General features: G+C 57.6%; 5 protein-coding genes. 2 read left to right on the forward strand and 3 right to left on the reverse strand.

All coding sequences use genetic code 11. From position 1 onward, the window contains the following. Positions 1–21: 21 nt before the first annotated feature. Both pepN and HQL65_02650 read right to left on the reverse strand, forming a co-directional pair. Positions 22–2730 (reverse strand): aminopeptidase N, encoded by a 2709-nt coding sequence (gene pepN / locus HQL65_02645; protein ID MBF0135111.1) that lies wholly within the window; start codon positions 2728–2730, stop codon positions 22–24. Between the two features lie 42 nt (positions 2731–2772). Further along, positions 2773–6732, reverse strand: a complete 3960-nt coding sequence (locus tag HQL65_02650; protein MBF0135112.1) for a DUF3683 domain-containing protein — start codon at positions 6730–6732, stop codon at positions 2773–2775. 140 nt (positions 6733–6872) lie between these two features. Here HQL65_02650 and HQL65_02655 point away from each other — a divergent pair, with 140 nt between their 5' ends. Beyond that, positions 6873–7892 (forward strand): Rpn family recombination-promoting nuclease/putative transposase, encoded by a 1020-nt coding sequence (locus tag HQL65_02655; protein MBF0135113.1) that lies wholly within the window; start codon positions 6873–6875, stop codon positions 7890–7892. Between the two features lie 28 nt (positions 7893–7920). Here HQL65_02655 and HQL65_02660 read toward each other — a convergent pair whose 3' ends face one another. Next, positions 7921–9984 (reverse strand): thioredoxin domain-containing protein, encoded by a 2064-nt coding sequence (locus HQL65_02660; GenBank protein MBF0135114.1) that lies wholly within the window; start codon positions 9982–9984, stop codon positions 7921–7923. 182 nt (positions 9985–10166) lie between these two features. On the opposite strand from HQL65_02660, the gene HQL65_02665 reads away from it, so the two are divergent. After that, a partial coding sequence (locus HQL65_02665) for a toll/interleukin-1 receptor domain-containing protein (protein ID MBF0135115.1) occupies positions 10167–11703 on the forward strand: 1537 nt, incomplete at its 3' end.

The raw sequence follows: 11703 nt of genomic DNA on the forward strand, positions 1-11703 counted from the left end.
TTGCGCAACAAAAATGCCAGGTCAGGCCAGGATTTTACCGACCATCTCGCCGACATCGCGGGAAAGAGTCGCCTGTTCGGCAATCTGTTGCAACACCTCCCGCATGCGTTCCGAGCGCCCGGGTTCAAAAAATCGCCAACGATTGAATGGCGTCAGCAAACGGGCCGCAATCTGCGAATTGCTCCGGTCCAGGCGCATGATCCACTCTCCGAGAAAACGGTAACCCTGCCCCGAAGGGTGATGGAAACAATAAGGATTGCCATTCGCAAATCCCCCGATCAGGGCACGAACCCGGTTGGGATTGTTTGGGTTGAATACCGGATGGCGCGTCAGGGCCAACACCCGCTCAAATGTCTCAGCCAAAGGTGCCGAAGCCTGCAAAGTCAGCCATTTGTTGGTGACCAGAAAATCATCCCGCCACTGCTGATAGAAATCATCTAGAACTGCCTCGGCCTGCGTGGCTCCAGCCTGAACCAGCACGTTCAGGGCTGCCATCCGGTCGGTCATGTTGTGGCTGGCGTGGTACTGTTGCTCACAAAGCCGGTACCATTCGGGCTGGTCGGCAGCCGCCAGGGTGGCAAGGGCCATGTTTTTCAGGGCGCGCCGACCGGCTGCCAGTGGCGACTCATCGTGATGACCGTTCGCCCCGGTCGTTTCTGCGGCCAAGCCATCCGCCCCGGTCGTTTCTACGACCATGCGTTGATACAGCCGCAATAAATCCGGTGCCAGATGCTCCGCCAGATCCCGCCGCAAAAATTCCCGGACCGCATGCACCACATCCGGATTGGCCTGCTCCATCCGATCCAACACATATTTTTCCCCTGGCAAGGTCAGGGCCAGGGCACGCATGGCGGGATCCAGACCTGGATCGTTCAGGGTGGCCAGAAAAGCCGCTCGCAACGCCCCATCACCGACCAAAGAGGGCCGACTCTCCTGCCGGTATTGACCGATCCAGCGAAACAACCACCGCTCCAGAAGCTCCTGACCGGCATCCCAGCGATTGAAGGGGTCGGTATCCCTGGCCCACAAGAATGCCAGTTCCGCATCGGTGCGGGCCATCTCCAGACGCACAGGAGCCGAAAATCCCCGCAAAATCGACACCACCGGGCGTTGCTCCAGACCCGCTTGACCGACAAAATGAAACGCCTGCCGTGCTTCCCGCAACTCCAGAACCATCTCAAGGGGGGCTGGGGCGGAATGATTGTCTTGCAGGGGCAAATGTTCTCCCGTTGTCCCCAATAAAGCCACACGCACGGGAATATGCAGGGGTTTCTTGTCGGGTTGCCCCGGCGTGGGTGCGGTCTCCTGGCTCAGGGTCAGGGTGGTCATGCCAGTGGTGACTGAATATTCCATGGCCGCACGCACGATAGGGGTGCCGGCCTGCCGGTACCAGAGCCGAAACTGGCTGAAATCCCGCTGTGATGCCTCCTCCATGGCCCGGACAAAATCATCCACCGTCACCGCCTGCCCGTCATGCCGGGCAAAATAAAGATCCATGCCCCGCCGAAAATCCGCCTCCCCCAAAAGGGTGTGGAGCATGCGCACCACCTCGGCCCCTTTATTGTAGATGGTCGTCGTGTAAAAATTATTGATTTCGATATAGGTGTCGGGTTGTACCGGATGGGCGGTCGGGCCGCTGTCCTCGGCAAACTGCACGGTGCGCAACAGACGGACATCCTTGATCCTCTGCACCCCCCGGGAAAGAATATCCGCAGAAAACTCCTGGTCACGAAAAACCGTCAACCCCTCTTTCAAACTCAACTGAAACCAGTCCCGGCAGGTGATGCGGTTGCCGGTCCAGTTGTGAAAATATTCGTGAGCGATAACGCTTTCGATGGCCTGGAAATCCTCATCGGTGGCCGTGGAGGGTTTGGCCAGGACATACTGGGAGTTGAATATGTTCAACCCCTTGTTTTCCATCGCGCCCATATTGAAATCATTGACCGCCACAATCATGTAGACATCCAGGTCATATTCGCGACCAAAACGGATTTCATCCCAGGCCATGGCCTTTTTCAAGGCAGAAAGGGCGTGATCGCAGCGGTCGGCATTTTCGGCTTCGGTGTAGAAGTGCAGGGCAACCCGCCGCCCGGAACGGGTGGTAAACTCCCCGGAAATTTGCGCCAGATCCCCCGCCACCATGGCAAACAGATACGATGGTTTGGGAAAGGGATCCTCCCAGGTGGCATAATGGCGCTCCCCTTCCAGCAGACCCTGGGCAATCCGGTTGCCGTTGGCCAGCAACACCGGATAACCCCGGCAAGGGGCCACCAGGGTCACCGTAAAACGTGCCAATACATCCGGACGGTCCAGATACCAGGTAATCTTGCGAAACCCTTCGGCCTCGCATTGGGTGCAAAACCGGCCATTGGAAAGATACAACCCCTCCAAAGAGGTGTTTCGGGCCGGATGGATACGGTTTTCCACCTCCAGGATGAACCGGTCCGGTACCTGGCGCAGGAGCAGATTGCCAGCGGCATCGATCATCCAGCTCCCCGCCGCCGGTTCCCGTCCATCCAGACGCAAGGCGACCATCTCCAACTCCTGGCCATCCAGAAGCAGATCCGGCGTCGGCGTCGCCACCGGATTGCGGCGGATGGCCAACCTGGCCTGCACCAGAACCGGGTCAACATCCAGATGCACGGTCAGATGAACCTGCTCGACGAGAAATGGCGGCGGGCCATACTCCGTGAGACGGGTCACCCGGGAAGCGGAAGAGGCATGGATCATGAGACAACATCCTGAAAAAGTGTATGAAAAACTGTTTCACCCTCAAAGAAGGACCCGTTCAATACCACCTTGGCGAACCTGTTGGACAAAGGTTTCACGCCACTGAGGACCCAACTGCCGTCTGGCCAGTTCCACGGCCAGAAATTCCACCTGAAGCGGCAGGGAGGCAGTATACCGGGAAAGGCCTTGCAGACAAGAGGGGCAGGTGGTCAACAGCAGGGCTGCCGGTCCTGATTGGCCTGCCGCTGCCCGGTAAGCGAGGTCTTGTGGTACCGATTTGCCATCCGGGATCGGAGCGACGATGGCTTCGGCCAGGGAGCGTTGCAAACTTTCCTGCTTGCCATATCGGGTCTGGGTGGCCACATCGGGTCGATGCACGGCAAAGGTTCCGGCCTCGCCGCAACACCGTTCCGAGGCAAAGCATTTTTCCCCCAACAAACCTTCCACCACCCTGGGTCCAGAGAGCAGACGGGTGGGTGAATGACAGGGATCATGAAACAATAATGGAATTCCTGCCGGTTTTCCGGCGGATGGCACGTTGAGCGACCACCCTTTTTCCAGCAAATATTCATGACAATCCATGAGGCGGCAACCGGGAAAGATCCGGTCAAACTCGTAGGTGTGCAATTGGGTCAGACAGGTGCCGCAGGAGAGCAGGACTTCCTTGATCGACAAATAGTTCAGGGCATTGGCCAGGCGGTGGAACAACACCCGGTTGCCGGTGCTGATCCGCCGGCCCAGAAGCGGATTGCCGGCGGCATTCTGGGGAAATCCGCAGCAGGTATAACGGGGCGGCAACACCACCTGGACACCATGATGAAACAGCAACGCCAGGACAGCCAGGGAAATGTCACTGAACAGACGTTCGCAGCCACAACCCGGAAAATAGAAGACCGCCGGGGAACGCTCATCCATCCGGGCCGGGTTGCGCAGCAGGGGGATGGCTTCCGAATCGTCGATGCCCAACCAATGCCGCAGGGGGTAGCGCGGCAGGCGGTCAGGCAGCGGGGTGCTGAGCAGATGCGTCACCCGGGCTGCGAGATGCGGAGGATTGATCGTGGCCGGGGGCAATTCCCTGGCCCGGGCGGGTTGCAACCGTTGCCATGAACGATATGCCAGACGCTGACTGGCATATCCCCATTTCAAAAAGGTTTGCCGGGTCCAATAAATACTCTTGGCATCGGTCAGGGTCAAAAATTTCAAGGCCAGGGATCCGGCCAGGGAGTTGCGTTTGCGATTCTGGTGCTGGAGTACCTCCCGCATGCGAATGGTCACCCGGCCAAAATCGATATGAACCGGACAGGGCACCCGGCACCGATGACAGATCGTGCAATGATCGGCCAGATCGTTCAGGGCATCGAAGTGGTGGATGGAGATGCCCCGTCTGGTTTGTTCTTCATAGAGAAACGCCTCGATGATCAGGCCGGTGGCCAGGATTTTGTTGCGAGGCGAAAAGAGCAGCAGGGCACGCGGCACATGGGTGGTGCAGACCGGTTTGCATTTGCCGCAGCGCAGGCAGTTGCGCACATCGTCATTCAAGGCTCCCAGGTCACTTTCACGCAGAATCAGGGCTTCCTGCTGCACGAGTCGCAGCGACGGGGTATAGGCCTGCTCCAGACCACCGCCGGCCAGCAGCTTGCCGCGATTGAAATGGCCCTGTGGATCGACCCGGGCCTTGTAGCGGGCGAACGCAGCAATTTTATCCGGATCCATGTATTTGAATTTGGTCAAACCGATGCCATGTTCGCCGGAAATTACCCCTCCCAGCTCCCGGGCGAGAACCATGATGCGATCCACGATCCGGTCGGCCTCACCGAGCATGGCATAATCGTTGGAGTTGACCGGAATGTTGGTATGGACATTACCATCCCCGGCGTGCATGTGCAGGGCCACGAAGAGACGGCTGGAACGGCCCCCTGCATGGATGGCATCCAGTTCCTGGCGCACGGCGCTCCAGAACTCGCCGCTGAATACATGTTTCAGGGGGCGTTCCACCTCCCGGCGGTAGGAAATCGACAGTTCCTTGCGCAACAACAATTGGATCACAAGTTCATGGGAGCGGGGACGATCCGGGGGAAACAGTCTGGCGGGAAGAGCCGGATCATCGGCGGGACGGTCCAGCCCATCCAGGCAGGCCTGCCAACGTTGTCGGACTTCCTCCAGAATATCGATGGCCGCCTTGATCTGGCCGGCGAGGATGGCGTGGCTTTCCGTATTGTTTTCCAGGCGGGTCGGCAGGAGACGCGCCAAGCGGTCCCCTTCCAGAAACAGCACGACGGCCTGGACGATATGCAGCTTGTTCTGGATGGATTGTTCGATGTTGATGCGTTCGATTCCCCGGCTGTATTCTGCCAGGCGTTCCAGGGGGATGACCACGTCTTCGTTGATTTTGAAGGCGTTGGTATGGGCGGCGATGGCGGCCACCCGTGACCGGTCGGCCCAGAATCCTGCCCGATCCTCGGGGCTGCTGGCGATGAAGCCGGCCCCTTCCCGGTCCATGGCCAGTTGCACGATGTGGGCTGCTGCGGCATCGACCTGTTCGGCATCCTCTCCGGCCAGGTCGGCCAGGAGCAGCATTTTGGGGCGGACACCACGCGGGGCCTTGGGGGTGTAGCCAACGGCCCGGACATAGCGTTCGTCAAGGTGTTCCAGACCGGCGCAGACCACGTCGGGATGTCTGTCCAGATAGTTTTTGACTTCGACGATGGCATGGACGGCCACGCCGAGATCGGTGCCATAAAATTCCAGACAGACAGTACGTTTTTGGGCCGGCATGCGGTGCAAGACAAAGGTGGCATCGGTGACGATGCCGTCACACCCTTCTTTCTGGACGCCCGGCAATCCACCCAGATATTTATTGGTGACATCCTTGCCCAGGCCGGGTTTGCGGATTTCCGAGGCTTGGAGGGTCAGGATTTCGGCTTCGCCGGTCTCTGTCGTGCCGTCATCGGCGAGGCGCACCAGGCGGAACCTGGCTTGCGGCTGGTCATGAATCCGGCGCAGGTTGTGATCGAGACGGGTCACCCGCAGCCAGTTGCCATCCGGCATCACCATGCGCCAGGAGAGGAGGTTGTCCAGGGTGGTGCCCCACAACACGGCTTTTTTGCCGCCGGCATTCATGGCAATGTTGCCGCCGATGGTGGAGGCTTGTTGCGATGTGGGATCGACGGCAAACACGTATCCGGCGGCTTCGGCGGCCATGGCCACCTGGCGGGTCACAGCCCCGGCCCCGACCGTCACGGTTGCAACCTTTTCCTGCCGACCCTCCAGATGCACGTGCATCACCGGTCCGATCCGGTCGAGTTTTTCCGTATTGATGACGGCTGTCTTGGCATGCAGGGGAATGCCGGAGCCGGAATATCCGGTACCTCCGCCCCGGGGAATGATGGTCAGGCCAAGTTCGATGCAGCCGCGCACCAGGGGAAGGATTTCCTCTTCCCGGTCCGGCAGCAGCACCACGGCGGGGTATTCCACGCGCCAGTCGGTGGCATCGGTCACATGCGCCACCCGGCCCAGGCCGCTGAAATCAATATTGTCCCGGCGGGTGATGGGGGGACCCAGGCGGTGCAGTGTCTCTTTGCGAAAGCGTTGCAGATCGGCAAAACCATCGGCAAAGGTTTTGACGGCCAGCCAGCTTTGGCGGGCCAGTTGTTCGACGAGGGGATTGCCACCGGCCCTGGCCTCGATTTGCCGCAGGCGGGTTCGCAAGGCTTCCAGCAGATTTTCCAGACGCCTGGGATTGGCTCCCAGATCATCTTGCAGGTAGGGGTTGCGGGAGACGACCCAGAGATCCCCCAGGACCTCAAACAACATGTGTGCCGAACGACCGGTATTTCTTTTGGAGCGGAGCTTGTCGAGATGTTCCCACATTTTTTCGCCCAGGAGACGAATGACCACCTCCCGGTCGGAAAACGAGGTGTAATTGTAGGGAATCTCGCGAATTTTCATCGACACGCCTTTGTTGCGGTCCGGCCCGATCCAGACCGGTCCGACATTTGACATGGAAAAATTTCCAGAATACCCCTGACTGCCAAAAAATTTATATAATGTGGAGAAGAAGGAATTCCATTCCGGCTTGCAGGCATGGTATATCTGACCGTACCCACTTTCATGGTAAACCAAGAGACAGCATGGATCCAGCCATGACCGACCACGACTCCATCTATCACCGCATTTTTTCTCATCCCATCATGATGGTTGACCTTTTGCGGCATTTTTTGCCACTGGAAATTCTGATTGAACTGGATCTGTCCCGGTTGGAGCGCAAAAATGTCAAGTTTCATGCCGAGACCGGAGAACACCGGACCTCGGACATCATCTGGAAAATTCCCACCCGCTCTGGTGCCAATCTCTACATTTTTTTGATCCTGGAGTTTCAATCCAAAGTTGCCTGGTGGATGTCGGTGCGTTTTCAGGTTTATTCCGGCCTCTTGTATCAGCAGTTGATCCAGGAGGAAAAACTGCAAGCCGGTGACCTGTTGCCTCCCATACTGCCTGTCGTCATCCACAATGGTCCGCGCCCCTGGCGTGCCCCGACAAGCACAAATCAGTTGATCGGCCTACCGGAAGATTCGATTTTGTGGAAATATCAGCCCACCATGCAATATATTCTTCTGGACGAGAGGCAATTTTCGGAAGAACAATTAAAAAAATATCACTCCCTGACAGCCATGCTGTTTCGTCTGGAGCAGGTTCCTGATCCAGAAAAAATCACCAAAATCGTTGATGAACTGGTTGCCTGGTTCAAGACTTATCCAGATTTCCAACCCCTGCAAAATTTGTTTGTTGAATTGCTGCGGAGGGAGTTGGCAAGATATCAAGATAAAACAAGGATAGTTCATATGCCGGAAGATTTATTGGAGATAAAAGCTATGTTTCACGGTCTTCAGGAGTACAAACAAAAACTGATTCGGGATTCCAAGCGGGAGGGTATAAAAGAGGGTAAGAAAAAAGGTAAAAAGGAGGGAAAAAAAGAAGGTATTTTAAAAGGTCGCCGCAATGAAGTCAGTATGATTCTTCGTTCTCTGTTACAAAAAAAATTCGGTCCTGAAATTCCTGGTTGGATTGAAGAAAAACTGGTTCACGCCACCTTGGAGGAACTGGAGGGGTGGACTTTACGCACCTTGGATGCCAAAGCCCCGGAGGATCTTTTCATTCACTGATCTGGTTGATTGTTTGCGATTTGGCGGGTCATGAGGTCGAAGAGTATTTCGGTTCCAGAAGCGCAATCAACCCGGCGGGCAGGGTGACTGGTTGCTGACACTGACAATGGCTGCAAACATAGGCTTTCGGGGCATCATCCGGCGGGATGGTGGCCAGATGCAGCGTTTTTGGCAAAGGGGCAGTGGTTGGTTGCCAACGGCGCACCATTCCCGGGAGGGCATGGCGGGCAGCCGCTGTCAGCAGGGCCTGGGTGCGGGGATCTTCCCAGGCTCCCACAATTTCCACGATCACGGCCTGTTCGGGTGCCAGCGCCCAGGCCCGTGACAACTCTGCGCCACCGGCGGGTTGGCGGGCGAGATAGAGCGCCAGGTTGTTGCGGATGCGGGTGCAGCGTTCCTGCCAGGCTTCTCGCCCGGTCAACAGGGCCAGACGGGACAAGCCGACCAGGGCGGCAGCATTGGGCGAGGGGAGGACACCATCATCCAGCTCCATGCGGGATGGCAGGGGCGTGGTGGTTTCCACGGGGGTCATGACCCAGGGCAGATCCGGATGGGTGGCAAAGCGCGCTTCGAGGGTTTCGGCCAGAGATTCGGCGGCTGTCAGCCAGCGTGGGGCGTAATCCGCTTCATAGAGATCCAGGACTCCCTGGAGCAGGTAGGCATGATCTTCCAGGAAGCAGGCTTCGTTCATCACGCCTTGCCGGCGACAGTGGACCAGGTGGCCTTGTTGCCAGGGGACCTGCAACAGGTGTTCGGCCAGGTTGCGGGCCTGTTGGAGGAGGTCTGGATCGGCCAGCAGGGTGCCACCCAGGGCCAGGGCTGACAGGAGCAGGCCATTCCAGGAGGTCAGCACCTTGTCATCCCGGGCGGGGGGCGGGCGTTGGCTCCGGAGTTGGAACAGTCTGTGGCGCAGGGGGGCCAGGGTATGTTCCACGGTATCGAGTTGGGTGATATCCGTGCCGAGGCGCAGGGTAAAGCGACCTTCTGCCAGGCCGCGTGGCTGGGTCAGGTAGTGGGTGATGATGGATTGGGCGTCCTGGGCACCGAGTTCCGCGACCAGCTCTTCCGGGAGCCAAGTGTAGTAATAACCTTCGACCGATTGGTTATTTTCGTTAGCGCTGTCGGCATCCAGGGAGGATATGTAGCCGCCGTCCGGCAGGCGAAAATCCCGCACCATGGCCTGCAAGATACCGCGTGCCACATGGGCATGGCGGGCGTAGCCCCAGGCCTGCCAGGCTTCCAGGTAGAGACGGGCCAGCAGGGCATTGTCATACAGCATGATTTCAAAGTGGGGCACCAGCCATTGGCGGTCCACGGCGTAGCGGTGAAAGGCTCCGCCCAGTTGATCGCGGATGCCACCTGCTGCCATTTGATCCAGGGTTTGCAGCAGTTGTTCCTGCAACTCCTGGTCTTGTTGCTGGACGGCTTGCCGGAGCAGGAACGAGAGGATCACCGGTTGGGGAAATTTGGGTTGGATGCCCAGGCCACCAAAAACGGGGTCCATCCGGTCTTGCCAATACTCCAGGGTCTCTTGTTGCCAGGCACCGGATGGCAGATGGGGGTGGGAATTCGGGCCGAATCGGGGCAGGGGCAGGCTTTGTTCCAGGTGGTGCAGCATGTTTTGTTGTTCCTGCTGCAAGGCGGTCCGGTCGTTGGCCCACCGTTCGGCCAGCCATTCAAGCACCTGGGTAAAACCGGGGCGTCCCGCACGCGGTTCAGGCGGAAAATAGGTCCCGCCGTGGAGGGGTTGCAGGTCCGGGGTCAAGAACATGTTGAGGGGCCAGCCACCCTGTCCGGTCAGGGCCACGAGCCGTTCCATGAAATGGGCATCCACATCCGGGCGTTCTTCGCGGTCCACCTTGATGCTGACATAGGAGCGATTGAGAATTTCTCCCACTTTGGCCTGGGTGAAACTTTCCCGCTCCATGACGTGGCACCAGTGGCAGGCGGCATAGCCGATGGAGACCAGGATCAGTTTTTGTTCTCTGCGGGCTTTTTCGAGGGCTTCATCTCCCCAGGGAAACCAGTCCACCGGATTGTGGGCATGTTGGAGCAGGTAGGGACTGGCGGCGTTGCCCAGGCGATTGGTCATGCAGGGGTCTCGATTGCTGGTACGGGCTGGCAGGAAAAAGGGGCTTTTGTAAACCTGTAACATATTCCCGGTAAAAATCAAGTATTCAATCCATAAAAAATCTTGTCATTCGGGGGAGTTTTTGGCAGGATGAGGGAGGTGGTTTTGTTCGTGCCAACATGGATCGGCTCGTGATACTCCCCATGCTCCCGTCATACACGCCAAAATATTCATTCATTCCCAAAATATTCATCAGCTATTGCACCCGTTCCAATCTTTCCGTGCAACTTGGCGATTTGCTGAAAAAATCCCTGGAAGAAAAAGGGTTTGACACATTTCTGGACCGGTATGACATTCCGGTTGGGGAGAGTTTTGTCGATCAGATCGATGCCGCCATTCACGATTGCCACGGGGCGGTTTTGCTGCTTTCCGGGGAGGCAAAGGGATCTGTCGATGCAAAAGGGTCTGTCTGGGTTGCCGATGAAGCGGCCATCCTGTTGGCCAGAAAGCAACGGCTTGAAAAAATAATCATGGTTCCGGCCTTGATGCCGCCGATCCAATCTGTCGAGGATTTTTTTGGCGAGCGAAGCCGTCTCTGGAAAATGTCTGATCTTCAGGGTCTGTTGGTCGATCCGGAGCGGATGGCGGAAACTGTTGCGGCAATCATTGAAAAGTTGGAGCCACTCAAGAAAATACAGGATTTTTTTGAAAAAAAACTGCCCCTTTCCCCCTTCAAGACCTTGCAAAATGCCCAGGGTGTGCAACGTCTGAAGCCCCAGGCGCGGTTTTTGCCGCTAATCGGTCGGGAAGGGAAGTTGCAGGATTTGTATGGCTGGTTGAATGGGGAAAAACCGATCACGGTGCGGGTCTTGACTGGGGGTGCCGGGCGCGGCAAGACCCGTCTGGCCCTGGAGTTGGGCCAAGTGGTGGAAGAGTCGGGATGGCATACCGGATTTTTGCAGGGTGAGTCTTTGGCGGAATTGGTGCGGCAAAATGAAAACGGGTGGTCCCGGCCAACCCTGGCCGTGATTGATTATGCTGCCCAACATGCCCGGATTATTCAGCAGTGGCTGACCCGTCTGGCTTCATTCCGGATGGAAACACCGGTGACGAAAAAATTGATTCCATTGCGGATTTTGTTGTTGGAGCGGGTAGCCGAGGAGGGGTCTGGCTGGTGGCAAACCTTGTTGGGTTCTGGCAGTTGGGGAGATGAGGATGTGCAGGACTTGTTTGATCCACTCCGACCGATACCATTGGCAATGCTTTCTTCCGCCAAGGGAGATGAAATTTTAATCCGGATGCTGCAACAATCTGGTGTCCAACACCCCACGGCACCGCAACTGCCTCCCGAGGCCCCGGAGTGGCGTGGGGAGCCGCTGTTTGCCATGATGGCCGGGCAGTTGCTGGCAGAGCAGGAGGACCTGCCCAGGACCCGCACGGAGTTGGCGATTCGTCTTGCCCAACGGGAGATGAAGCGGATTGCCGGTTTTGCGCAGGACAAAGGGCAGGGGATTCTTCTCAACCATTTGGCGGCGTTCGTGACCGTGTGTGGTGGTGTGGACAGCGATACTGCTTTCCGGTTAGCGCAAACGGAGAAAGATGCCTTGAATCTGCCCCTGGCAGGGGATCCCTGGACTTTGGCCGACCTGTTGCACCAGGCCTTGCCGGGACCACAAAACGGCGTGGATGGCTTGCGCCCGGACATCATCGGCGAAGCTTTTTTCCTGCTTGCCTTGGGTG

The sequence above is a fragment of the Magnetococcales bacterium genome (assembly GCA_015228935.1).
Lineage (GTDB): Bacteria > Pseudomonadota > Magnetococcia > Magnetococcales > DC0425bin3 > HA3dbin3.